Below are 23667 nucleotides of genomic sequence, written 5' to 3' on the forward strand. Positions count from 1 at the left end.
GGGCGCGCCGGAGGAGGCGTTGATGTCGCTCACCGCACCGCTCTCCAGGGCCGCCGCCGCCGTCAGGATCTTGAAGGTCGAGCCGGGGGCATACGTCTCGCGCAGCGCGCGGTTGCTCATCGGCTTGTCCTTGCCCTTGTCCAGCGCCAGGAACTTCTCGCCTTCCTCCTGCGTGTTGCCGGCAAAGGAAGACGGGTCGTACGAGGGCGTGCTGGCCATCGCGAGGATCTTGCCGCTGCGCGGATCGAGAGCCACCACCGCGCCCCGGGCCCGGAGATCGGAAAGCCCCTTGTAGGCGGCCTGCTGCGCCTTCTCGTCGATGGTGGTGATCACATCGCCGCCGCGCGGCTTCTCACCGGTGAGGACGTCCTGGGCCCGGTTGAAGAACAGCCGGTCGTCCTTGCCGTTGAGGACCTTCTCGTAGACGCCCTCAAGGAAGTTGGCTCCCTGCGCCTGCGAGGAGTAACCGGTGATGGGGGCGTACATCGGACCGTCCTTGAACGTCCGCTTGTACTTGAAATCTCCAGCGGTCGCCACGGAACCGGTGATCGGCTTACCACCGACGATAATGTTCCCGCGCGGATAGGAGAACGCCTCGATCATCACCCGGCGGTTGTTCTCGTGACTGGCGAGCTCGTCCGCCTGGATGAACTGGACCCAGGTCACCCGCCCCAGCAGGGCCAGCACCAGCACCCCGCAGAAGACGGCTATACGCCGCAGCGGCCTGTTCATGGATCTCCCACTCCCGAAGCGGGCCATGTGGACACATGCCCGAATTGCACTCTTGGACCGTAACGACGGCGTTCAGGGAACTCTGGTTGCGCTGGCGCTCCGTGAGCGATATCTCCCGTGAGCCGGAACATCAACGTCTCGCAGCGACGGCCATGAGCTACAGACGTGCCAGCCGTACCTCCGGCGCCACGGGACCACATACGGTCACCAGCGACCGCAAAGTGGATCTCCAGCAGCTTCAAGCCGGTATCGGCATCTCCGACGACGGCGCACCCAGCCCTGCACCGTGCCCACAAGGGCCGAGCTGACAAGGCAATTCGGACCGGCGGGGCAACGACGGCCTGAGGAAACCCGCCGAACCACGAATTTCCGATGACCGGCGACCACCACAGCAAAGGAGGCGACAGCTGCACGAGAGCCGCACACAACCGTATACGGCAGGCAACACGACTGTCCGTGGGACTTTCGCCCCCTGTTTCCAGGACTTTCGACCCGGGCGTTCGTTGCGCAGACTCCATATCGTTTTCACCAAGGCGTTGCACAGTCCGCGACGATGGCATCTGATGTCCGAATAAGCGTTTCCGGGAAGGCGGTTCAGATCCCGGGATGACCTATTCATGTGGGCGCATCCAGAATCAGCAACCCGCCTTTCGGTTCCGTCGAACTGCATCACTTCCATAGAGCTCGTAACACGATCTTTTTGAGGTGCCCTGGTCGGGCGTGACCGGTCTGGCATTTCGGCCGTTCGTGGTGGTGTGAGCACTCGGCCATGGATCGTGGACGACGAACTGTGGATGCTGATCGAGCCCCTGCTGTCGCCTTGACCTAAGCGGTCGCCGGAGCCGCGGCCGGTGGCAGACCGACTCTGTCTGCAGGGCATCCTCTATGTCCTGTACATCGACATAGCCTGGCAACTCCTGCTGCTGAAGCTTGGGTTCGGATCCGGTACAGACCTGCTGGCACCGCCTGGAGCGGTGGCAGGAGGCCGGGTCTTCGATCAACTGCACCGCATCCCGCTCGCCGGACTGAACGCGGCCGGCGAACTCGACTGGTCCAGGGCGTGCGTGGACGGCTCCCACGTCCGGGCGAAAAAGGGGGTGCCGACACCGGTCTGTCGCCGGTCGGTCGGCGCAAGACGGGCAGCAAACACCCCTGATCTGCGACGGGCCCGGTCTCCCCTCAAGGTCATCACCACCGCGGCCAACGTCAACGACGTCACCCAGCCCCTCGCCCTGGTCGACGCCATCCCGCCCGTTGCCGGCCGCCCGGCCGTCCCCGTCGGCGCCCCGACACCCTGCTCGGCGACAATCCAGAGCCTTTGCATGACCGCTTCCCGCCCCCTGTACGTCCGTTGCACGGGCCCTGGACTGCGCTCCACGAGTCTGGAGTCACTCCTGCCGCAAAAGATGCCCGAAGGCTGATCGCCACGGACAATCCGGCCCCGGGCGTGTCCCGCAGGACAACGGTTCCGCCGTCGTCCGTCACCAGCTGTTTGACGACGGCGAGGCCGAGGCCGGAGCCGGAACGCCCGGTGAGGCCCTGACCGCGCCAGAAGCGGTCGAACGCGCGGGGCTTCTCCGCATCCGTCATCCCCGGGCCTTCGTCCAGGACCGACAGCATCACCTCGTCACCCCTTGGCTCCACCCGTACGGTGATCGCGCCACCGTCCGGTGACACCTCCAGAGCGTTCGACAGCACATTGTCCAGGACCTGGTCCAGATGGCCGGGGCCGGCCAGCATGAGCAGCCGGCCGTCGACATCTCCCCCGAGCACGACGGTGGCTCCGCGCTCATCGGCGGCCGGCCTCAACACCGCGAGGCGTTCCGCGACCAGCTCGCGCAGCGGCAGCGGTTCCGCCGCCGTGTCCTTCACCTCCGCCCGCGCCAGCACCAGCAGGCCGTTCACCAGGCGGTTCATCCGTACCGCCTCGGCTGTCGCCTGCTCCACGTCTTCCCGGACGAACTCGTCGTCCACGCCGTCCGCGATGTTGTCCAGGGACAGCCTGAGAGCTGTGAGCGGGGTCCTCAGCTGGTGCGACGCGTCCGCCACGAAGATGCGCTGCGAGGCGATCAGGGTGTCGAGACGTTCCTCGGCCTGCGCGACGCGGCCGGGACCGGAGCGGTCTTCAGGGAACTGGCCACCACCGGCCTGATCGACGAGAAGGAGAGCTTCGCGCCCCGGCAGACCTGCGACGAGGGCGTCTGCTCCTCCTCGACATGGCTCCAGAGCCAGCCGATGTGCATGCACCACGAACTCAGCTACACCCTTCAGTTCCCTGGCCTGATGCTCTTCGCATGCCTGGGCGCACCCACCGACGGCGGGACGACCGCGGTGGCCGACGCGCCGACCATCCTGGACACGCTGCCCAAACGGCTGGTCAAGCGGTTCGAGCGGCAGGGCTGGCTGCTGATCCGCACCTACAACGACGAGATCGGCGCCTCCGTCGCAGAGGCTTTCGGCACCGACGACCGCGACGCGGTCGAACGCTACTGCCGCGCCAACGCCATCGCCTTCCAGTGGCAGCCCGACGGCGGCCTGCGGACCCGTCAGAGGCGCGGCGCCGCAGTGCGCCACCCGGTCTCCGGTCGGCGTTGCTGGTTCAACCAGATCGCCTTCCTCAACGAGTGGACGATCGCTCCAGAGGTCCGCGAATACCTGGTGGACGTCTATGGCGCCGACGGGCTGCCGTTCAACACCTTCTTCGGCGACGGCGACCCGATCGACGAGGACACGATCCAGCTGCTGAACACGGTCTACGAAGACCACACCGCGCGCGAGCCGTGGCAGGCCGGCGATCTGATGCTCGTGGACAACATCCGCACCGCGCACAGCAGGGAACCGTTCGAGGGGCCGCGCGAAGTCCTCGTCGCGATGGCCGACCCGGTGCACCTGACCGACTGCTCGCCACCCATCGAGGTGACCATCAAGTGACCACCGCACACTCCGCCACGCCCCACCCCCGCGCATCCGCCGATACGCCGGTGCCACGCACCGTCCCACCGTTCGCGGTGATCTCCGGAGCCCAGGTCCAGCACGCCCTCCAGGGGCGGGAGCGCGAGATCGTCGACCTGGTCGAGGCCACCTACCACCTGCACGGCGCCGGCGACTCGGTCAACCCGCCCTCGTACTTCCTGCGCTTCCCCGACCGGCCGGCTTCCCGCATCATCGCGCTGCCCGCCTCGATCGGCGGGCAAGCGCCGGTGGACGGCCTGAAGTGGATCTCCAGCTTTTCCGCAAACGTGACGGCCGGAATCCCCCGCGCCTCAGCGGTGCTGATCCTCAACGACCTTGAAACCGGCTACCCGTTCGCCTGTCTGGAAAGTTCGATCATCAGTGCCACCAGGACAGCGGCGTCGGCGGCACTGGCCGCCGACCGGCTCAGCCGCAGCCGACCGCACCCCCGGAGCGTCGGGTTCTTCGGCACCGGCCTGATCGCCCCCTACATCCACGCCTTCTTGGCGGGCACCGGCTGGGAGTTCGACCGGATCGGCATACACGATCTGTCCGCCGAGAGCGCCGCCGGATTCCGCACCTACCTGGGACAGTCCTCCGGCAGCACGCCGTGGGTCACGGTGCACGACAGCGCCGAGGATCTCATTCGCCGCAGTGATCTGGTCGTCTTCGCCACCATCGCCGGGAAGCCACACGTCAGCGACGTGTCCCGGTTCGACCACCACCCGCTGGTCCTGCACATCTCGCTGCGTGACCTCGCCCCCGAGATCGTGCTCGCCTCGGCGAACTCGTCGACGACATCGAGCAACTTGGGTGTGGCTCTGAGCCTCATCGCCGCCAGCAAGGGCTATGGCTTCCTGTGCGTGACCGACGCGCGCTTGTGGGCCTGCCGTCCCGCCTGCGCATCACGCAGCGGACGGCCGACGGATGCCGGCTCGACTGGGCCGGGGGCCCCCGCACCGGGGACGGACCCGACCCCGCCAGGTGGCCCGATGAAGCGACTGCTGTTGCGGGTGCCGAACTGCTGGCCAACGCTCCGGCGGATCTCGCCTTCCTGCTTTCCCTCGTCCAGGATGCTCCACCGGGCCTTCCCGCCCCCGGACGGACTCGGCGGCGCGCCGCACCGCCGGCCCCGCCGAAGATCTCATGTCCTGAACGGTGAGACCGCTCCGCACCGGGTCGGCCGAGGAACCGGGCCGATGCGATGAGAGCAGTGTGAGCAAGAGACCCCGGGCGATGGTCGGTCCCCTCGTCAAAAGACCATCACGGAGGTGTCCAATGCCCAGCCGTTCCTCGCCCGTCGATGTTCACCGATTCCCGGCCCGGCGCGGTCTGAGCACGGGACCCTGGCTCACCGTGGCGTGGCCCTGCGACAACCTGGCGCTCAGATGCAGGGTGATCCTTGTCCGCATCGCGGGGACCGGGAGGCCAGCTGCTGGCCTGCGGACAGGGCCCTGCGGCACGCCCGGGACCGGATCCGGGAGATCACCGACCGGTCCCGGTCGCTGCTACCCGTCAAGGTGGTGGCGGCGGAGTTGAACAGGCTCTTGACCGGCTGGGCCGGCTACTTCCGGTTCGGCAACTCCGCCGACCGCTTCGCGGCGATCAGGGAGTCCACGCGGATGCGCATGGCGCTGTTCTTCGCGAAGAAGCACAAACGCTCGCGGGGATTCGGGCGGTGGGTGGTGTCCTGCGCCTCCCCGGACCATCTGGGCCCGATCGGTCTTGCCGGGAACGTCGTCGCCCCCAGACCCTTCCGGGAGTGCGCAGGGCGAAATCGTCGGCCCCGATCACCCGCGGGATCCGCGCCGCCGGTGCGGGGATGCGGCGCAGCAGGCGCAGGGCGGTGGCGTAGGAGACGGGCACAGTCAGGACCGGGGCGAGGCGGGCGGCCGCCCGGCCGCATAACTCCTTGACCACTGCACAGACCTGGCCGGTCAGACGCATGGTGCGGCGTTGATGGCGCTCCAAAAGACCTGGGATCTGCTCGCGGAAGGTCGGGCGGCGGCAGCCCAGGACCGGGCAGACCAGGCGCCGGACCCGGACCGCGACCAGGCGGCCGTCGACCGGCACATCCGCCACCGTCCGACGGTGATACCCATGCGCCTTCCCCGTCGGTACCCCGCACACCGGGCAGGGCACCGGGACATCCCGGGTCCGGGCCGCGCCCCGGACCACCTCACCACCATCCGCCACCCCCTCGACGGCCTGCGCCGGCAACCCAGATGACACCACAGCCACAAGAGAGCTGACATCATCCATGCCTCGTAACTCCCAGGCAGGGACCCGGCGTCACCACCGGCTACGGAACAGAGCCGTTGATGAGACACTCCCCCATCGCAGTGACGACTGTCACGCCCCCGCCAATCCGAGTCGCTTCACATCTCGGCCCGAGGTGGAAAAGCCCAGTCCGCGGCGGGAAAAAGCTCAGCGAGTTGCCGCGAGGTGAACTGGGGGGAACATCCGAGTTGAGGCTCGTGAGTTCCATCACTGCCTAACTATCTGACGCAGTGAATAAATATGGCGCGCGGCGCGACGCACATTCTTTGGGGTGCGGCACCTCCCCCGGACGTTAACTGTCCGAATCAGCATGCATGGCTGACGGTGCCTCAATGACGCGCCAGCAGTAAGCACTGCTCAGTCGGGCTCTTCAGCCGGTTACGCGCAATGGCTGGAAATCGTCGACGTGGCCGGGAAAATTGCCCGGAGCCGCCCACTGTTGATGAGAGGTGGCTCACCGCGCTATCCCGCAACGGAATGCGGAGATGCGGCATACGGAAAGGTGGCGGGAAAGCGGGAGTTCAGCTGTGCGGTAAGGTCCCGGCGGAAGTCTGCGGAATCGGTGTCTGTCCGGCGTGGGGCCGGGCAGGCGCACGATCGTCAGGCACCCTCCAGCCCGCCTCAGGTGATGTCCCCGCAGCGGTGACGTCGCCTCCTTTCGCATGTCGCAAAGCAGGAATTGATGCCAGTTCAACCATTGACGGAACTCATACGTTTCGTTCGCCGCCACTCCCCCTTCTACGCCGAGCTCTATGGAGAACTCCCGGCCCGTGTCACGCAGTTGACTGATCTTCCGGTCGTACCGCAGAACGCGTTCTGGCGGGCCAACACACCACAGGACAATCGCCTGCTGACCGGGCCGCTCCATGAGGCTGTGGTCTTCAAGAGCGGCGGCACGACCGGCGCCCCGAAATTCTCCTTCTTCACCCGTGAGGAATGGCGGGAATTCACCTCGGCGTTCGGCGCCGGACTCGTCGACAGCGGGTTGCGCCCCGGACACCGGGTCGCCGACCTCTTCTACGCCGGGGAGATGTACGCGAGCTTCACCTTCATCCTCGACTCGCTGCACCACTCCCCCGTCTCCAACGTACGGCTGCCGATCGGCGGCGCCGCTCCGCTGGAGTCGACCGTGCAGACGCTGGAGCAGTTCGGCGTGGAGGTGGTCGCGGGCACCCCGACGACGTTGTGCGCGCTGGCCGACCACCTCGCCTCCTCCGGGCGGCAGTTGCCGCGCGTGGAGCTGCTGCTCTTCGGTGGGGAGAGCCTCTACCAGGACCAGCAGCCGCTGCTCGCCAGGGCCTTCCCGCAGGCCCGCCCCCGCTCCGTGGGTTACGCCAGCGTCGACGCCGGGCTGCTCGGCCGGGCCGTACCGGGCGCGGATCCGCGTATCCACCGGGCCTTCACGCCGTGCACCATCGTGGAGATCCTCGACGAGGAGACCGGCGAACCCATCACCCGGGCCGGTGTCCCGGGCAAGGTCGTCGTGACCGACCTGCGCCGGCGGCTGATGCCCGTGCTGCGCTACCCGGCGGGAGACCGCGCCGAGTGGACCGACACGCACGCCGGGCACTTCCGCATCCTGGGCCGGTCGGAAGAGGGCGTCCGCGTCGGCCCGGTCTCGCTCTACACCCAGGACGTGCAGGATCTCGTCCGCGGCGCCGACGTGGCGGGCCGGGTGTCCGGCGTGCAGCTGGTGGTACGCCACTGGGACGGACGGGACGGCCTGCTGCTGCGCCTGGCGGGCGACGGAGAGCCCGCCGGACTCGCGGACCTGGCCGACGCGGTCCGCAAGGAGATCCTCACGGACCGTCCGATGTACGCCGACGCGGTGGACGCCGGGCACATCCACCCGCTGTCCGTGGAGTGGGTGCGCCACAGCGACCTGGCCGTCAACGCGCGTTCGGGGAAGCTGATCCGCATCGTCGACGAGCGGATGGGGTCATGACCGCGCCGGAGACGGCCGAAGTCCCGCCGGCGCCGGGAGGGTCCCGCGGGCGGCTGCCCGTCGTCCTGCGCAACCCGGCCTTCGGCGCGGTGTGGGCCGCGCAGGTCCTCACCCAGGCGGCGGCCCGGATGTTCCAGGTCGGCGTCGTGTGGTGGCTGGTCGGCCATGCGATGGGTGCGGACCGGGGCTTCGCGTCCGGAGCCTTCCTCGCGGTCAGCACGCTGCCCGCGGTGGTCCTCGTCCCGCTGGTCGCCAGGATCATCGCCCGCTGCCGGCACCGTACGGTGCTGGCCGGCGCCGCGGCCCTGGCGGGGCTGGTCGCCTCCGCGACCGCCGTCTGGGCCCACACCGAGGATCTGCCCACAGGCGCCGTCTACGGCGCGGCCCTGCTGCTGGCGGGCTGCCAGGCGCTCTTCGACCCCTGCCTGACCACCTCCGTGCCCGAACTGGTCGACGACGCCGACATCGAGGCCGCGACCGGTTTCGAGCTCGCCACCCAGTCCCTGGCCGGACTGGCCGGCGGGCTCCTGGGCCCGCTGGTGGTCGACGCCTGGGATCTGGCGGGCATCGTCGCCGGCTGCGCGGGCGGATATCTCGTGGCGGCCGTGCTCGTCGCCGTCACCCGCTTCCCCGGGGCCGCCGGCGGCCCCGACGCGGCCGCGGACGCGACCGCGGCACCACGCCGGACGTTGCGTCAGATCCTGGCGGACCTGCCCTTCATCCGGCGCGCGCTGTTCTGCTTCACCGCGGCGAACGTCTTCACCACCGCCGTGTACGTCGTCATGCCCCTCTACACCCGCTCGGTGCTGCATGCGCAGGGTTCGACCGTCGCCGCGCTGGAGGCGGCCCTGGGTCTGGGGACGCTGGCGGGGTCGTTCACCGGGGCGCGGCTCCCGGGCTCGCCGACCACGGTCGGCGGGGCCTGCCTGGGGCTGATGGCCCTCGCGCTGGGCCTGCCGGGACTGGTGCCCGACCGGACCGTTGCCGTGGCCGCGCTGATCGTCGCGGGCTGGTGCGTGGGCGTCATCGGCGTACGGTTCGTCGCACTGTTCCAGCGGTCGGTCCCGGCCGCCGACAAACCGGGATTCTTCGCGGTGATGCAGGCGGTGCTCGGGGCCACCTTCCCGCTGTCCTCGCTGATCTTCGGCGTCCTCGGTGACCACCTGGAGCCGCGCTGGCTGTGTGTGCTCCAGGGCGTCGGTCTGCTACCGGTCGCGGTGGCCCTGTTCCTGCTCGGCCGTCGCGAACGCGCGGCACGGGACGGCGCCGCGCCTCAGGGCGACGCCGACCCGCAGGCCGACGACGCCGCCGGGCACGAGGCCGTCCTGCCGGCCGCCGCCACCTCCGCGGGAGTGTCCCGATGACCGTCACCATCGCTCCGGCGACGCTCCAGGACATCGCGGAACTGCGGCAGTTGTACTTCGACGTCTACGGCCACGGCTATCCGGTGGCCCTGGGCAGCGACCCCGCGGAGATGCGCCGGCTGATCGACGACCCGCGCACCCACTGGCTCATCGCCCGCCGGCCCGGCGGCGAGCCGGCTGGATCGGCGGTGGTGCAGACCGACCCGGGCAGCCAGGTCGGGAAGCTCGTCGGCCTGGTGGTCCATCCGTCCCACCGCAGAGGCGGGCTGGCCGGGCAGCTGACCGCCGCGGTGTGCGCCGCGGCCTTCGCCACCGGCTGTCTCGACTCGGTGTACGCCACCGTACGGATGGTCACCGAAGGCCCCCAGCAGGTCATGGTCCGCAATGGGTTCGAGCCGCTCGGTCTGCTGCCCAACGCCGCCGAGGTGGCGGGCTGCGAGAGCCTGGGGCTGTTCGCCCGCTTCGCCGACGGTGTGCTGGCCCGCCGGGAACCCGTCCCACAGGCCCCCGCCGCCCTCGGCCCGCTGCTCGGCGCCGCCCAGGACAGCACCGGCATCCCCTACGGCGCAGTGCTGCGGCCGGACGCCCTGGACACCGCCGTGCCGCCCTGGCCGACCGAGCCGGTGACCGCGGACATCGAGGTGATCAGCGCGCCCTCGTTCGTCCACCGCCGCTTCCTGGATCTCTTCCCCGACCCGGCCGGCCGCTACTACCCGCTGCACGCTCCCAATGCCGTACTGGTGCCACCGGACGGCGCGTTCGAGGCGTACGCGGATCTCGACCCGGTCACCGGAAGCTGCTCACTGGTCGCCGTACACCCCTATCCGGCGGCGGTGACCCACGCGCTCGAACCCCTGATGGCGGCCGTCTCGCGGGCCGGCGCCGACTATGTCGAGACGCTGCTGCCACTGTCCGACACCGCGAGCCTGTCCGCCTTCCTGGCCGCGGGTTTCGTCCCCAGCGCCGTCTACCCGGCCATGCGCCGGATCGGCGACCGCTCCCACGACTATGTCGTGCTCTCCCGCACCAGCCGCCAGATCGACTTCCGCGCCCTCGCCGTCAGCGGGCCGCTCCAGCCTTATGTGAACGCCTATCTGACCGCCTGGACCGCCACCTATCTGCCCCGCCAAGAGGTCTCTCTGTGAACACCCATCTCGCCCCCGTACACGTCCCCGACCCGCTGGCGCTCCCGCACGTCCAGCGACTGTGCGACCTGGCGTCACCGTACGACCAAGGGCCCGCCACCGACGCACTGTTCGCCGCCGCCATGGCCGAGGCCAACGACTGGCACGCGCAGCGGTCGCCGTTCTTCCGCTCGCTGCTCGCCGACACTCCCGAGGGCGCGGCCCCGACCGTCGGCCCGGACGTGCGCGCCCCGCTCGTCCACGCCAACTTCTTCAAACGGCACGAGGTGCTGTCCGTCCCCCGCGACGAGGTCTTCCTGCACCTCACCTCCTCCGGCACCACCGGCCAGAAGTCCCAGATGTTCTTCGACGAGTGGACCATCCGCTCCGCCCAGCGGATGGTGGCCCGGATCTTCGACCACTACGGCTGGATCACCCCGGACCGGGCCGTCAACTACCTGCTCTACAGCTACGAGCCCGCCCCGGCCCTGAAACTCGGCACCTCCTTCACCGACAACTACCTGTGCGACTTCGCCCCGGCCGAGCGCGTCACCCACGCGCTGCGCCACACCGGCGGCACCCATGAATTCGACGTGCACGGCTGCATCAGAGCCCTGCGGCAGTACGCGGAGGACGGGCTGCCGGTCCGCATTCTCGGCTTCCCGGCGTTCTTGCACTTCACCCTGGAGCGGATGCGCGCCCAGGGCATACCGCCGATCCAGCTCCCCGCCGACTCGCTGGTGGTCCTCGGCGGCGGCTGGAAGGGCCACGCCGACCGGCAGATCGGCAAGGAGGAGTTCCGCGCGGAGGTGAGCGAGCTGCTGGGCATCCCGCCGGAGCGGATCCGGGACACCTTCGGCTCGGTCGAGCACTGTGTGCCGTACATCGAGTGCGCGCGGCACCGGCTGCACGTACCCGTGTGGTCCCGGGCGGCCGTGCGCGACACCCGGACCCTCGAACCGCTGGGATACGGCGAGCGCGGCTATCTGCATCTGGTCTCGCCGTACATCACCTCCGTACCGGCGCACAGCGTCGTCATGGGTGACCTCGCCTCGCTGCACCCCGGGGAGGAGTGCGGCTGCCCGCTGCCCACACCGTGGTTCACCATCCACGGCCGCGCCGGGCTCAGCCGCAACCGCAGTTGTGCGGTGGCGGCGGCCGAACTGCTGAAGGCACAGGCGTGACCATGACACCGACATCTTCGGCATCCTCCACTTCGGCATCATCGGCATCATCGGCATCGATCATCGGGACGACTACAGACATGGCCTCCGGCACGACCACCGACGCACCGCACACTCCGGCTTCCGGCCCCGCGGCCCACCATGCCTTGCGCCCGGAAGGCGAACTCCACTTCTGGCAGGGCGAGTTCATCGACGACGCCGAAGCCGCCGCGCGCCTCGCGGGCCTCCCGGCCATCGTCGAACGGGCCCTGGGCGAGACGCTGCCCACCGAAACCGTGCTGGCCGCCTGCGACGCGCTCAGCACCGCACTGCGCGAGCCCGGCAGCCCCGTACGCACCCGGCTGGCCGCACAGCTCGACGGCGACGGCGGCGACCCGCACGAGAGCGCCGCGACGCTGACCGAATTGGCCGCCGCCCTCACCCGCCCCGCCCTGGAGCGCAAACTCCGGCGCGAGCTGGGCGGACTGCGCCCCGAGCGGCTGACCCGACCGGACGCCCGGGAGACCGTCTTCGAGGCATGGGCCCCGGTCGGCCTCCTGGTGCACATCGCCCCCGGCAACGCCGCGGCCGTCGCCCCGCTGAGCGTCGTCGAAGGACTGCTCACCGGGAACGTCAACGTCCTCAAGACCAGCGGCTCCGACACGCTCCTGGCCCAGCACCTGCTGGCCGAACTGGCCGCCGCCGACCCGACCGGAGCCCTCGCGCGCCGGATCGTCGCGCTGCGCTTCCCCTCCAGCCGCCAGGAGTGGCTGCGGCTGATGTGTGCCCCCGCCGACGCGGTGGCCGCCTGGGGCGGCGAGGACGCCGTGGCGGGTATCACCGAACTCGTACCGCCCGGCTGCCGGTTGGTCGAGTGGGGCCACAAGATCTCCTTCGCCTATCTGACCCGCGAGGCGTGGTGCGATCCGGCGGTCCTGGCCGCCCTCGCCGCCGATGTCTGCCGGCTCGACCAGCAGGCGTGCTCCAGCCCCCAGGTGGTCTATCTCGACACCGAGGACACCGACGAGGTCTTCGCCTTCGCCGAGGAGTTCGCGGCGGTACTCGCCGAGACCTCCGCCGCCTTCCCGGCACCGGCCCTCGACGCCGCCGAGCAGGCCGAGATCACCACCACCGAACTGGTCGCCCGGCTCGAACAGCACCTGGGCCTGACCAAGGTCATCACCGCCGACGACGGCACCTGGCGCGTACTGGCCGACACCCGCCCCGCGCTCACCGCGTCCCCGCTGCACCGCAGCATCTGGGTCAAACCGCTCCCCGGCAAGGACATCACCGCCACCCTGCGGCCCATGCGCCGCTACCTCCAGACCGCCGCCATCGGGGGCAACCGCGCCGACACCGCCCGGCTGTCCCGCGCGGTCCTCACCGCCGGCGCCCTGCGTGTCACCCCGGTCGGCGCCATGCTCGACGGCTACGACGGTGAGCCCCACGACGGCGTCTACGCGCTGCCGCGCTACAGCCGCCGGGTCAGCGTCAAGGCCGACGACAGCTTCACGTCCACCGCATGCCTGGACGACCTGGTCGCCGCCCCCGTCAACCCCGCCCCGCCGACCGGAGAGCTGCTGGACAAGGCGGGCGTCCAGGAGCAACTGCGCACCCTGGCACCCGAACACGCCCACCTCTACTTCCGCAGCGGCGGCACCACCGGGGCCCCGGCCCTCTCGCTCTTCACCAACGACGACTACGACACCCAGATGCGCGCCGCCGCGCACGGCCTGCTCGCCGCCGGCTTCGACCCGGCCCGCGACCGCGCCGCCAACCTCTTCTTCTGCGGCGGCATGTACGGCGGGTTCATCAGCTTCTTCTCCATCCTGGAGCGCCTGAACGCCACCCAGATCCCCATGGCGGCCGGCACCGACCACGCCGCGGTCGCCGAGGCCCTGGTCACCTACCGGGCCGACGCCGTCTTCGGCATGCCCTCCTACCTGTGGCAGCTCTTCCACTCCCAGGGCGAGCTGCTGCGCGCGTACGGCGGGATCCGCAAGGTGTTCTACGGCGGCGAGCACTTCACCGCCGAGCAGCGCCGCATCCTCACCGAGACGTTCGGCGTACAGGTCATCCGGTCCGCCTCCTACGGCAGTACGGACCTGGGACCGCTGGGCTACCAGTGCGCGCACGCCGAGGCATCGGTGCACCACGTCCTCACCGATCTGCACACCCTGGAGGTCCTGGACCCGGAGGCCGACCGGCCGGTCGCCGCCGGGCAGCCGGGCCGGCTGGTGTTCACCAGCCGCGCCCGCGCCGGACAGCGCCTGGAGCGCTATCAGATCGGCGACCTCGGCCGCACCGTCGACGGCGTCTGCCCCTGCGGCAGCCACGCCCCACGGATCGAACTCCTGGGCCGCTACGGCGAGGTGATGCGGATCGGCACGTACTTCTACCACTACCGCCGCTTCGTCGAGGCCGCCCAGCAGCAGCTGGGCTACCGCGGCGAGGTGCAGCTGGTCCTGAGCACGGGAGCCGGCTGCGAACACCTGGCGGTCCGGCTGGACCGGCAGTACGCCCCGGAGCCGGAACAAGCACGTACCGCGTTCCTGGCCGCCATCCCGGAGCTCGAATCGGCGGTCGGCGAGGAGGGACTGCTGACCTGCACGGTCGAGATCACCGACAGCCGGGACTTCGAACGGACCGCGGGCAGCGGCAAGTTGCGCACGGTCATCGATCTCCGCACGGCCTCGGCGTGATACCACCGTGGCCGGGCCGGATCACCGGACCGGCCACGGTGACCGGCGCGGACATCGACGGGCGGCGCTGTGGCGGGGGCACCCGACGTCCACGACGCCGGCTTCTGCGGCCGTCAGCCGCAGCACCATCGCAGCGCCACCAGGAGGTCGGGTTCCCGGCCCGCCCGTGGCCGCCCGCAGGGACTCGGGGCCGGCGCCGGTCCCCGCTCGGAGAAGCCGCCGTCTCCGCGGCCCGCACCGACACCTTCCTCGGCCGTGGGGACCATCGGTAGCCGTTAGCGCCAAGCACTTGATCTTGATTGCGTAGCACGTCGGACACACGATCGTGGGGCCTCGGGCTGAACCTGGGCGGCGGGCCGCCGCAGGCGGACAGGGGCGCCGGGCCTGTTGTCGTACGAGAGGGACCGGCGCGACGCCCGAGCGGATCTGACATCCCATCAGCAAGCCGGGGGCCTTCATCGATCACACCCGGCGCTGGGCGGTCGACGTGCGGGAACACCTGGAGACGCTGGAGGAGGCCCACACCAAACCGCACGTCCTGGCCGACGCCCACGTGGCGCGGATCAAGCGGGTCCACACCGAGCAGGCCGACGACCTGCCCCCGTCCGAGGAGCAGGCGGCCAAGCGGGGCGAGATCGCGGATCCGAGCCCGGCGCGCGGCGGGCGAAGCTCACTCCCCTGAACGAGCAACTGGCCGGGCTGCGGGAGCTGAACAAGAAGGTGCTCACCCTGGCCGACGTGTTGGCCAGGGCACCATCGACACGGTGATGGCCACCTCGGACGCGGAGTTGGGCCTGGCGGCCGCTGCTCGGTGAGCGGATGTGAGGCGGGCACGGGCCGTTGAACTGGTGAACTGATGCTCCACCGGCTCGATGGCGACCACGAGTGGCCGCTGGGCCTGGTGCGGCAGGTCTGGCTCTTCGGGAGCTTCGCCCGCGGCGCGAGCGAGCCGTACGACATCGACGTGGCCATCCGGTCCGAGCGCGACGAGCGGATGACCGAGGCCGTCGTCCAGTCCCCGCTTTCCGGGGGGCGGCAATCCCTACGCACCGCTTCGCCGGGCGCTCGCAGGCGGCCTCACGCGGGTCGCAGTTCCAGTGTGAGGACTCCGCGCGTGAGCAGCTTGAGGCCGAGGGCACGGTGATGCTCCCGCTGTGGCAGCGGGGCGGCACGCTCTCCCAGGCTTTGGCCGTGCTGCACGGGATCACCGAGGATCCGGATGCCGGCCGAGCCGAACGCCACGACATGATTGACGCGTTCGACGGCCTCGACCGCTACATCCCCCGCCCCGTGCGTGCGGAGCCGATCTCATGGCAGCAGCAGGGGTTCATCGCCATCTCCCGTATCCCACTGACCGACGCGCCGGAGGAGACTGACCTGCTGGCGGCCCCGGACATGCGGTGGACATTCCGGCGGTGGGGAGAGGACAGCCCGCTGCGGCGTGCGGCGCCGGCGGGCCTGGCCCATGCGCAGGGCCTCGACGTCGAGCTCGACGACGTCGACCTGGCCGGCCAGCGGCTGCCCACCCCACGACGCCGCGCCGGACACCGCAGCGATCCACGCTGGTGGATCAACTGGAAATGGCAGGGATACCGGAGCATCGTGTACTGCGTCACCGGCAGGGACGGCCGGCTGGAGGTGGTCCAGCCCACCCGCACGCGCCCGCTGAACACTCTGGTGATCCGGCCAGGGCCGGACGTTGTATACACAATGGCCCGTGCGCGAGATCAGAGTCCGCGAGGCGCGGGCACACCTGACGGAGCTTCTGGCAGCTGCCGCGGACGGGGAGGGTACGCGGATCACCCGGCACGGCCGAGCGGTCGCGGTGCTGCTGCGGCCCGGCGCGGCCGCTGCCTTATCTCCTGACCAGCGGAAACATCAGAGGAATAGGATTTTGCAAGAACCCTGACCAGGGACCTGAGGGGCTGTGATCGTGCCTCTTCCCAGCCACCGTGGGACCGTCGGTGACACGATCGGTGGAACTGTGAGCCATGGCTGTTGACAGGGTGTCACCAACGCGTTGGGCTCATCTCCCGTCGGCCTCATGGCATGCCGTTACGTCGGACGACACGTACGTCACCCGTGAAGATTCCCAACCGGTCCCCGCGGAGGCAGGCCATGGCAAGGTTCTGGCGGCTGTTCCACAGGCGGATGGCCTTCGTGTCCGGTCTCGCTCTTACCATTCTGCCCGTCCAGGCAGTCGCCGTGGGCGCGGTATCCGCTGCCCCTGACCTGGTCGGTGATCCCGCGTCGCTGGTCAATCCACTGATCGGTACGAGCGGCAAGGTCGATACCTTCCCCGGGCCCGACATGCCGTTCGGCATGCTCCAGTGGGGGCCGGATACGACTCCGGACATGTCGTCGGTGATGACCGGGGGCCGGCCGCCGTGCTTGCCCTTGCGGGCCGCGGTGTCAAGCCCCTCCACCGTCGACTCGCGGATGTCCTCCCGCTCGGTCTCCGCCATCGCTGCGAAGAACGCGAACGGTGGTCTTCCGGCCCCGCTCGGGTCGTAGATGCCGGTCAGGGGGCCGTGGAGCATCTCCAGGACCAAGTCGTGGGCGGTCAGGTGGTCGGCGAGCGCGGTCAGCTCGACCGCGTCCCGCCCCAGCCTTTTCATCTCGAACACCGTGAAGATCACGCGGCAGTGCGGGGCGTGCGCCTTGATCTCCCGGGCGGTCTTCAGAGCTTGCTCGAAGGCGGGGCGGACCCTGATGCGGGTGCCGATCTTCTCGCTGAAGATCTTGTCTCTCGGAATGCCGTGCTGGGTGAGCGCGTCGAGTTGGGAGTCGAGTTCCTGGCTGCGGTGCGAGCATCTCGCATACCCGATGCGGATGTCCGCACTCGGCAGGTCGGGGTCGATCGGTGCCGGGCGCGGGGTGCCGGGTCGCCACGGCTGGCCGGGATGGCGGTCGGCCAGGGTGGGCACCCGCAGTTTCTTCACGAGGCGGGGCACCTTGGTGAACCGGCCGGTGTGATAGGAGCAGCTGACCGCGCCGCCGCGCGAGCGGCACGGCGAGCCGGGCCGTGCGTCACACCTCGGACATACGTGACGTTCGGCACGTCCGCGTCCAACCAGCCGGACGGCAAGGGCTGTTGAGGGCCCGTCATGACCCCGGATTTCCACAACGCAAGTCTCAGAAGGGGGTCCGTCCCGCTTTTGAGTGAGAACAGGTTCTGAGAACCGATCGGAGATCACCGGGGATTCGGCGACCGGTATTCGATCTTGCTCGGGCAAGGGACCGTTTGTGGGAGTCGGCTTCGAGGTGGTGGGGTCGGGAGAGGACGCGGCTTGGGTCACAGTTGCCGGAGATGGTCGTGCAGTCTGCGGGCGGCTTGGGCCATGAGGATGTCGGCGCCTGGCTGGGTGCTGGCCGGAACGAGTGATTCCGTGAGCACGGTGATGGCGAAGACCTGACCGTGGGAGTGCTCGACGACTCCGATCTCGTGGCGGAGGTTGAGGAGGGTGCCGGTCTTGGAAGCCCAGTCGGTGGCGTCGGAGCTGAAGTCTGGGGCAAGGCGGTGGCGGAGCAGGTTGTGGGCCATGAGGTGCCGCACTCGGGCAGCGGCTCCGGGATGGATTGCCGATGGCGTCCACAGCGCTTGGAGCAGTTCGGTCCAGGCGCGTGCGCTGCCGGTGTTGGCGCGGGTGGTGTCGAGCTGCGGCACACGGTGGCCGCGGCCGCTGGTGCCCGCTTCGATGGCGAGGGTGTGGGCGAGATGCGCCTGGTCGGTAGCGAAGCGCTCTGTGGGTGTCTGGGTGAGTTCGCCCATGCCGTGCCGGACGGCAATACCGCCCAGGCCCAGTTCACGCAAGATGCGGGCCACCTGGGTAGGCGGGGTGAGGTCGAACAGCGCGTCGGCGGCGGTTCCGTCGCTCACGCTGGTGCTGAGGTAGAGCAGGTCGTCGATGGCGATCCGGACGGGGTGGCGGAACCGGGTCAGACCGGTGGGGCCTGGCGTCGTGATGCGTCCGGGCTGGACGTCGATCGCCGTTGCTCCGTCGAGCTCTCCCCGCTGGATGCGCTCCGCTGTCGCCAAGGCGAGCGGAATCTTGACCAGAGATGCGGCGGGCAGCTGGGTGTCGGGCTCGATGCCCAGCTCAGCTCCTGTGTGGAGGTCGCGTACCAGCAGGCAGCCGCGCAAGCCGCCTTCGAGCAGCTGTTGGCGGATGTCGTGCAGCAGCGCTTCGGTGCTCATACTGCCGCCGCTCCGCGAGGGGTGCTGGTCCGGGTACCCGGACCGAGGCAGCGGGTGATCGCGCCGCCCAGGCGTTCCTGGACATGCCGCGGATTGCCGTCTGCGGCGACGGCGAGGGCGTATCCGCGGCTGAGCGTGATCTCACCGATGGGCCTCCAGTCGAGGCCGAGCTCGTCGGCCTGCGCGGCGGGACACAGCAGCAGATCGGACGTGCAGAGCACTTCGGCTATGGCAGTCGTCGGGTCGGCGGCGATGGCGAGTTGCACCGGCCGCAGGCCTAGTGCGTCGCGCAGCCGTGTGAGTGGATCGCGGATGTGCGGCACGTCGTCTTCTGGCTGGATCCAGACTTTGCGGACCGGATCCGGGCAGGCCCGCCCGGCCCGCAGGGTATCCAGATAGACGAGCCTGGCCCCGGCTGCCGCGGTCCCGGCGAGGCCGAGAGGAACGGACCACGCGGCCTCGTCAGCGGGCGCCGCGATCAGGGCCGCGCGTACCTGCTGCGAGCGAAGGAGCTCCGTGCGCTGCGCCGGTGTACCGGTCTGGAGATCAAGGATCACCTCCTGGTCCCGCGCATCGGCGACCAGACGGGCGAGAGAGCCCGTGGAGCAGTTGCCCGGGACGGCGAGCCGCCATGGCTTGCGCTTGGCGGTTACCGCCTCGTGCAGCAGTGTGTCGGCTGTCTGCACGAGCCGCCGCGCCGCCGGGAGCATGTCCCGGCCGAACGGGCTGAGGGTGACCCGGCGCGATGTCCGCTCAAACAGGCGCTCGCCGAAATGCTCCTCCAGGGCAGCGATGCGCCGGCTGGCCACCGGTTGGGACATCCGGACTGCGGCCGCTCCCATGGTGAAGCTGCCGCGCTCCGTCACGCTGACAAACGCCCGACATGCTCCCACTAGATCCATACCGATCAATTCTATGCGACATCGGCATGGAACTGCGCGTACGCGTATTGGACCGTATGGAGCCCGAAGGAAACGATGAGTCGGCGCCCGAGCCACAGCCGGGAGCCTGTCTTTCTACTCTGCGCCCGTTCACGGGTTCAGCTGGAGGTCCGAAAATGCAGTTCACACATGCGCGGCGTGCCGTTCTCGGGGGGCTCGCTGCGCTCGTTGTCCTTCCGCTTGCGGCATGCGATCACGACAGCACCCAGGCGTCACCGGCTCCGGCTGCCGCGACGGCGCAGGCGGATCCCTCTGCAAAGCAACCTGTCGGCGATTTCAAGGAGCTAGAGCGTAAGTACGGTGCGCGGCTTGGGGTCTACGCGGTCAACACGGGCGATGGGAAGGAGGTGGCCTACAACGCCGACGAGCGATTCGCGTACGCCTCTACGTTCAAAGCGTTCGCCGCCGCTGCCGTCCTGCGTAAATACACCTTGAGCGGCCTGGACAAGGTGATCAAGTACTCCCGGAACGATGTGATCGACAACTCTCCGGTAACCGAGAAGCATGTCGATACCGGGATGACCCTGCGGGATCTGTGTGACGCAGCCGTCCGCTACAGCGACAACACCGCGGCCAACCTTCTGTTCGACGCGCTGGGCGGGCCGAAGGGCCTGGCCGCCGCTCTCGCAGAGGCAGGTGACACCACTACCAGGGTGGACCGCCGCGAGCCGGAACTGAACCAGTGGTCTCCCGGTGCCACACAGAGCACCACCACACCTCGCGCATGGGCCGAAGACCTGCGGGCATTCGTCCTCGGAGAAGCCCTGGGCAAGGACGAACGCGCGCAGCTCACGCAGTGGCTGCGGACCAACACCACCGGGGACGAGCTCATCAGGGCCGGAGTGCCCAAGGGATGGACGGTCGGGGACAAGACCGGCGGAGGCGGTGTCTACGCCGTCCGCAACGACATCGCTGTCGTGTGGCCCCCTAACTCCGCCCCCATCGTCATGGCGATCATGTCCAACCGAGGCACCGAAGACGCCGACTACGACAACAAGTTGATTGCCGAAGCGGCATCCGTCGTCACCAAGGCACTGTCATAGCAAACAGCGTCCCCTGTAGCCGGACACACAGCAGGGTAATGGTTCGGTGCTCACCAAATATGACGGCCCGAGGCTGCCGCACCGGACAACGTCACATCGTGATCAGTCGCTACCGTCCTCATCATCGTCCAGCTCAGCGGCGTCGGGGTCTCGCAGAGGGCGCAGGCCCTCACGCGGAGCGGACGGGTTGAAGCTGTAGCGGCCGAGCACGTTGAGGTTGCGGTGCTTGAGCGGGGACAGCCGCGCAACATCCTCGTCGCGGATCTCGTGGCACTCAGGACGAGCGAGAACGGACGGCATCTGCGGTCCCCGGCGAGATGAATCTTGCTGGTGAGTCTGCCCGGGGATCTGCCGGGCAGGGCGGCCTTCAGCTGGAGCTTGCGGCGTCGCCGGACGCGCCGCCGTTCTTCCTGCCCGGGGTCGTTTCCGTCGCTCTGTCCGTTCTGTTCCTGGAGACTGCCCCCTTCTGCCGGGCCCGCTCCTGCTCGGCAGCGGCTTCCTCCAAGGCATCCATGAACTCCTTGTCGATACGCGTCCCGGCGGCGTCGTGATGGGCGCGGACGGTCGGGGAGTCCACGCTCACCAACGCATGTCGGCCTGGTCCCGGCGGGCGGCCTCGGCGATCACGCCCTCCAGCAGCGCGGTGAAGACACCCGCGTCCCTCCAGATACGGAAGCGGCCGTTAACCGTGGGCCAGGGTCCGAACTCACCGGGAATCTCCCGCCACTGAGCTGCGGACTGGAATCGCCAGATCACCCCCTCGAACTGCTCGCGCAGCCGTGCGAGGTACGGCCCGTACTCGCTGATGGGCAGGTAGCATCAGATCGCCGCCCGCACCAACGACGCGCGACCGTCATGGCGCCCCTGACGACCGCCCTGGGTGTACGCATGCGTCGGGCAGGTCGCCCTACCGGAACGGCGACAAGGGGATTGCGCACCACCGAGGGCGGCGTGACCCGGCTCCCGCAGTCCGGCCCGGCGACACGGCCGGGGCCGCGCTCGCGGCGCGGCCCGATCGACGCAGATCCGACGATGGACGGTGGCCGCTGTCAACCCCAGCGGTCGGGTTTCCGTCCGGGTCGCCGGCCGCTACGTCCGTGGGACTCTGCGGCGTCGGGATTGGTTACCACGTCAGCGGAATTGGGGGTGCCACACGTCGTGGGTATGGCCCTCGTCGTCGACCACGGCGATGTCGGGCCACCGGTCGAAGGCGGAGCAGGGGTGGGAGATCCCGAGGTCGACTTCGTCGCCCACCTGTAGGCCGCTTGCGTGTGTGAGGACCAAGTGGTGATCGTAGATGTGGGCTGCGCTGGCCTGCGCGGCCGACCGTGGTACTCCCTGTGCGTCGCGGGCTCCGACGAACACCGGCAGCCCCGCGTCGTGGGGCAGTTCGCGTTTTCCGGCGCCGACGACGATCCGTCCTGGTTCCGGCGTGGAGAGTACGACGGCCCGGACGGTCAGTGCTGCTCTCAGCCCCGGCAGCGGAGAGACGTGCTCGTACGTGCCGTGGTCGTGTGTGACGTAGCAGCCCGACCGCAGGACGGGCACCATCCGTGGACCCTCTGGTTGCCCGATGAGTTCACGAAGGGCACGGACGACCCGGTCAGGGAAGGCGGAGCCCCCCATGCTGAATACGGGCTGCGCGGTCTGGAACAGCGGTGTCAGGCTGCGGAAGACCGTGACCGCCTTCCGGCAGTGCGCGTCGACGTCCGTCAGGGTGGCGGCGTCCCGGCGGTTGGGCCGGATGCCCTCGTAGCCCGCGACACCGGCCAGGAGGATTCCAGGTGACGCCTGGACGGCCGTGCCGAGTTCATACGCTGCGGCGGACTCCCGTACCCCGGTCCGGCCTCCTTGCGCACCGACGTCGACGAGGACTCGCAGGGGATTGTGCGCTCCCTCCATGGCCGACCGGGCGAGGTCCAGCCCTGCCGTCGAGTCCACGAAGCAGTACAGCTCAAGCCCAGGCGTCTCTTCGAGCCATCGCCGCACGGCGGCGAGGTCAGGGCGGTGGATCACCTGGTTGGCGATGATGATGCGCCGCGCTCCCCAGCCCAGGGCTATGCCGGCTTGCCTCACGGTGGCCACCGTGACGCCCCACGCCCCGGCGGCCATCTGCCGCTCGACGACGGGACGCGTCATGGTGGTCTTGATATGAGGGCACAGCTCGACGCGCCGGTCGCGGCACCAGTCCGCCATGAGCTGGACATTGTGTTCGAGCGCGCGCAAGTTGAGCCGGAGCTCGGGCATCTCGGGCGCTCGACATCCGCTGAGGGGTGTGTCGTCGTGGTTCATCGGTCCTCCAGATCGCCGGGTGACATCGGCGGTGTCGTGCGGCGTCCCTGGATACCCGGATCACAGCACGCGTCTGCCCGCGGGGGCCGGCGGCGAAGCCGGGCACCACCCAGTCATGACGTGTATATGAGACGGAGCGTAGATTATTCGCGACTAGTCAGGCAAACGCTATGCTGGACGCTGTGTTCTGTTTACTGGACAAGGGGTGTCTTCTGTGTCAACCGACGGTCATGCGCCCGCTTCGCCACAGCCCGCGCGCAACGACGGGATCGGAAAGCACCTCCGCCGGGAGCGTTTGGAGCGGGGCCTCACGCTGGAGCGGCTTGCGGAGAAGACGGGCTTGTCACGCAGCTACCTCAGCAACGTCGAGCGGGACGTGAACAGCCCGACGATCAACACGTTGCGCACGATCGTCGAGGCCCTCGGCACGACGCTCAGTAGGCTGTTCCAGGCAGCTGACCGCGAGCACCATGTGCTCACACGCCCCAATCAACGCGTTGAACTCACCCGGGCGGGCGTGGAAGGGGTTACTTACACCCTCCTCAACCCCAAACACAGCGGCAGGCTCGAATTGATGATGCTGGAGGTAGCCCCGGGAGCGTCCTCCGGCGACAACCCGCATACCCATGTCGGAGAAGAAGTCGGCCTCCTGCTGAGCGGAGAGATGGACTACTGGGTTGACGGCGTGCAGTACCACCTGCAACCCGGCGACTGCATCAGCTTTCAGTCCTCCACCCCGCATCAGTACCGCAATCCAGGCAAAGTCCCTGCAGTCTGTGTGTGGTCAGAGACTCCACCAGGCTTCTGAGAGGGCATTTGATCTAGGCAGATTGCCCTTTCTGCCCTAGTAGGTCCCTCGCCAGGTAGGGGTGGCTTCGTCCGTTATGCGCTTGGCGAGGTTGTCGATCGACGCGATGTGGATCATGGCTTT

General features: G+C 69.2%; 17 protein-coding genes and 8 pseudogenes. 15 read left to right on the forward strand and 10 right to left on the reverse strand.

All coding sequences use genetic code 11. The features are described 5' to 3' along the window. On the reverse strand, positions 1-732 hold a 732-nt coding region (locus tag ACLJWH_RS41020), incomplete at its 3' end, for a penicillin-binding transpeptidase domain-containing protein (protein ID WP_411146919.1). A gap of 851 nt (positions 733-1583) precedes the next feature. On the opposite strand from ACLJWH_RS41020, the gene ACLJWH_RS41025 reads away from it, so the two are divergent. Beyond that, entirely contained in the window at positions 1584-2153 is a 570-nt protein-coding gene (locus ACLJWH_RS41025) for a hypothetical protein (RefSeq protein WP_411146935.1), read from the forward strand. 49 nt (positions 2154-2202) lie between these two features. Here ACLJWH_RS41025 and ACLJWH_RS41030 read toward each other — a convergent pair. Then, positions 2203-2781, reverse strand: a pseudogene (locus tag ACLJWH_RS41030) (sensor histidine kinase); the annotation flags it as partial. Between ACLJWH_RS41030 and ACLJWH_RS41035 the strand changes: the two are divergent. The 3 genes and pseudogenes from ACLJWH_RS41035 to ACLJWH_RS41045 all read left to right on the forward strand — a co-directional run. Beyond that, positions 2764-3663, forward strand: a complete 900-nt coding sequence (locus tag ACLJWH_RS41035) for a TauD/TfdA family dioxygenase (RefSeq protein ID WP_411146920.1) — start codon at positions 2764-2766, stop codon at positions 3661-3663. The pseudogene ACLJWH_RS41030 and the gene ACLJWH_RS41035 sit on opposite strands and share 18 nt — an antisense overlap. Positions 3664-3713: 50 nt before the next feature. Further along, positions 3714-4528 (forward strand): annotated as a pseudogene (locus ACLJWH_RS41040) (2,3-diaminopropionate biosynthesis protein SbnB); the annotation flags it as partial. A 544-nt stretch (positions 4529-5072) separates the two neighbouring features. Continuing rightward, positions 5073-5348 (forward strand): annotated as a pseudogene (locus tag ACLJWH_RS41045) (group II intron maturase-specific domain-containing protein); the annotation flags it as partial. Between the two features lie 100 nt (positions 5349-5448). On the opposite strand, the pseudogene ACLJWH_RS41050 reads toward ACLJWH_RS41045, so the two are convergent. Then, a pseudogene (locus tag ACLJWH_RS41050) lies at positions 5449-5916 on the reverse strand (transposase family protein); the annotation flags it as partial. Positions 5917-6646: 730 nt separating this feature from the next. On the opposite strand from ACLJWH_RS41050, the gene ACLJWH_RS41055 reads away from it, so the two are divergent. The 9 genes from ACLJWH_RS41055 (at position 6647) to ACLJWH_RS41095 (ending at position 16776) form a co-directional block, all read left to right on the forward strand. Then, complete coding sequence (locus ACLJWH_RS41055) at positions 6647-7909, forward strand: phenylacetate--CoA ligase family protein (protein WP_411146921.1); 1263 nt, start codon at positions 6647-6649, stop codon at positions 7907-7909. After that, entirely contained in the window at positions 7906-9273 is a 1368-nt protein-coding gene (locus ACLJWH_RS41060; protein WP_411146922.1) for an MFS transporter, read from the forward strand. The genes ACLJWH_RS41055 and ACLJWH_RS41060 overlap by 4 nt, the downstream gene beginning before the upstream one ends. Beyond that, positions 9270-10418, forward strand: a complete 1149-nt coding sequence (locus ACLJWH_RS41065; RefSeq protein ID WP_411146923.1) for a GNAT family N-acetyltransferase — start codon at positions 9270-9272, stop codon at positions 10416-10418. The genes ACLJWH_RS41060 and ACLJWH_RS41065 overlap by 4 nt, the downstream gene beginning before the upstream one ends. Continuing rightward, a complete protein-coding gene (locus ACLJWH_RS41070) occupies positions 10415-11581 on the forward strand; it encodes an acyl-protein synthase (RefSeq protein WP_411146924.1) in 1167 nt (388 codons plus the stop codon). The genes ACLJWH_RS41065 and ACLJWH_RS41070 overlap by 4 nt, the downstream gene beginning before the upstream one ends. Before the next feature lie 80 nt (positions 11582-11661). Next, positions 11662-14262: an acyl-CoA reductase gene (locus tag ACLJWH_RS41075; protein WP_411146925.1), complete on the forward strand. Its 2601-nt coding sequence runs from the start codon at positions 11662-11664 to the stop codon at positions 14260-14262. A gap of 487 nt (positions 14263-14749) precedes the next feature. After that, complete coding sequence (locus ACLJWH_RS41080; protein ID WP_411146926.1) at positions 14750-14944, forward strand: hypothetical protein; 195 nt, start codon at positions 14750-14752, stop codon at positions 14942-14944. A 174-nt stretch (positions 14945-15118) separates the two neighbouring features. Further along, on the forward strand, positions 15119-15406 hold the full coding sequence (locus tag ACLJWH_RS41085) for a nucleotidyltransferase domain-containing protein (RefSeq protein WP_411146927.1): 288 nt from the start codon (positions 15119-15121) through the stop codon (positions 15404-15406). A gap of 573 nt (positions 15407-15979) precedes the next feature. After that, entirely contained in the window at positions 15980-16171 is a 192-nt protein-coding gene (locus tag ACLJWH_RS41090; RefSeq protein WP_411146928.1) for a type II toxin-antitoxin system Phd/YefM family antitoxin, read from the forward strand. Between the two features lie 242 nt (positions 16172-16413). Continuing rightward, entirely contained in the window at positions 16414-16776 is a 363-nt protein-coding gene (locus tag ACLJWH_RS41095) for a hypothetical protein (protein WP_411146934.1), read from the forward strand. Here the strand turns inward: ACLJWH_RS41095 and ACLJWH_RS41100 are convergent. The 3 genes and pseudogenes from ACLJWH_RS41100 to ACLJWH_RS41110 form a co-directional block, all read right to left on the reverse strand. Further along, positions 16710-17561, reverse strand: a pseudogene (locus ACLJWH_RS41100) (recombinase family protein); the annotation flags it as partial. The gene ACLJWH_RS41095 and the pseudogene ACLJWH_RS41100 overlap by 67 nt on opposite strands. Next, positions 17558-18460, reverse strand: coding sequence for a serine hydrolase (locus tag ACLJWH_RS41105; protein WP_411146929.1), 903 nt, complete (start codon positions 18458-18460; stop codon positions 17558-17560). The gene ACLJWH_RS41105 and the pseudogene ACLJWH_RS41100, both read right to left, overlap by 4 nt. Beyond that, the gene (locus ACLJWH_RS41110; protein ID WP_411146930.1) at positions 18457-19362 is read right to left on the reverse strand and encodes a LysR family transcriptional regulator; all 906 of its coding nucleotides are present in this window, start codon (positions 19360-19362) and stop codon (positions 18457-18459) included. The genes ACLJWH_RS41105 and ACLJWH_RS41110 overlap by 4 nt, the downstream gene beginning before the upstream one ends. Before the next feature lie 155 nt (positions 19363-19517). On the opposite strand from ACLJWH_RS41110, the gene bla reads away from it, so the two are divergent. Continuing rightward, positions 19518-20444 (forward strand): class A beta-lactamase, encoded by a 927-nt coding sequence (gene bla / locus ACLJWH_RS41115; protein WP_411146931.1) that lies wholly within the window; start codon positions 19518-19520, stop codon positions 20442-20444. A 102-nt stretch (positions 20445-20546) separates the two neighbouring features. Here bla and ACLJWH_RS41120 read toward each other — a convergent pair. The 3 genes and pseudogenes from ACLJWH_RS41120 to ACLJWH_RS41130 form a co-directional block, all read right to left on the reverse strand. Next, positions 20547-20726 (reverse strand): annotated as a pseudogene (locus ACLJWH_RS41120) (hypothetical protein); the annotation flags it as partial. Then, positions 20714-21257: pseudogene (locus ACLJWH_RS41125) on the reverse strand (transposase); the annotation flags it as partial. The pseudogenes ACLJWH_RS41120 and ACLJWH_RS41125, both read right to left, overlap by 13 nt. A gap of 318 nt (positions 21258-21575) precedes the next feature. After that, positions 21576-22736 carry an alanine racemase gene (locus ACLJWH_RS41130; protein ID WP_411146932.1) on the reverse strand — a complete coding sequence of 387 codons (1161 nt, stop codon included), beginning with the start codon at positions 22734-22736 and terminating at the stop codon, positions 21576-21578. Between the two features lie 214 nt (positions 22737-22950). On the opposite strand from ACLJWH_RS41130, the gene ACLJWH_RS41135 reads away from it, so the two are divergent. Then, complete coding sequence (locus tag ACLJWH_RS41135; protein ID WP_411146933.1) at positions 22951-23544, forward strand: cupin domain-containing protein; 594 nt, start codon at positions 22951-22953, stop codon at positions 23542-23544. A 36-nt stretch (positions 23545-23580) separates the two neighbouring features. Here the strand turns inward: ACLJWH_RS41135 and ACLJWH_RS41140 are convergent. After that, positions 23581-23667: pseudogene (locus tag ACLJWH_RS41140) on the reverse strand (IS5/IS1182 family transposase); the annotation flags it as partial.

This window comes from Streptomyces sp. x-80 (assembly GCF_046549095.1).
In the GTDB taxonomy this organism is placed as follows: Bacteria; Actinomycetota; Actinomycetes; order Streptomycetales; family Streptomycetaceae; genus Streptomyces; species Streptomyces celluloflavus.

Coding starts and splice junctions, on each gene's coding strand:
- ACLJWH_RS41055 (WP_411146921.1), top strand. CDS start 6,647: ATGCCAGTTCAACCATTGACGGAACTCATACGTTTCGTTCGCCGCCAC.
- ACLJWH_RS41075 (WP_411146925.1), top strand. CDS start 11,662: ATGGCCTCCGGCACGACCACCGACGCACCGCACACTCCGGCTTCCGGC.
- ACLJWH_RS41065 (WP_411146923.1), top strand. CDS start 9,270: ATGACCGTCACCATCGCTCCGGCGACGCTCCAGGACATCGCGGAACTG.
- ACLJWH_RS41085 (WP_411146927.1), top strand. CDS start 15,119: ATGCTCCACCGGCTCGATGGCGACCACGAGTGGCCGCTGGGCCTGGTG.
- ACLJWH_RS41060 (WP_411146922.1), top strand. CDS start 7,906: ATGACCGCGCCGGAGACGGCCGAAGTCCCGCCGGCGCCGGGAGGGTCC.
- ACLJWH_RS41095 (WP_411146934.1), top strand. CDS start 16,414: ATGGCCTTCGTGTCCGGTCTCGCTCTTACCATTCTGCCCGTCCAGGCA.
- ACLJWH_RS41110 (WP_411146930.1), bottom strand. CDS start 19,362: ATGGATCTAGTGGGAGCATGTCGGGCGTTTGTCAGCGTGACGGAGCGC.
- ACLJWH_RS41105 (WP_411146929.1), bottom strand. CDS start 18,460: ATGAGCACCGAAGCGCTGCTGCACGACATCCGCCAACAGCTGCTCGAA.
- ACLJWH_RS41130 (WP_411146932.1), bottom strand. CDS start 22,736: ATGAACCACGACGACACACCCCTCAGCGGATGTCGAGCGCCCGAGATG.
- bla (WP_411146931.1), top strand. CDS start 19,518: ATGCAGTTCACACATGCGCGGCGTGCCGTTCTCGGGGGGCTCGCTGCG.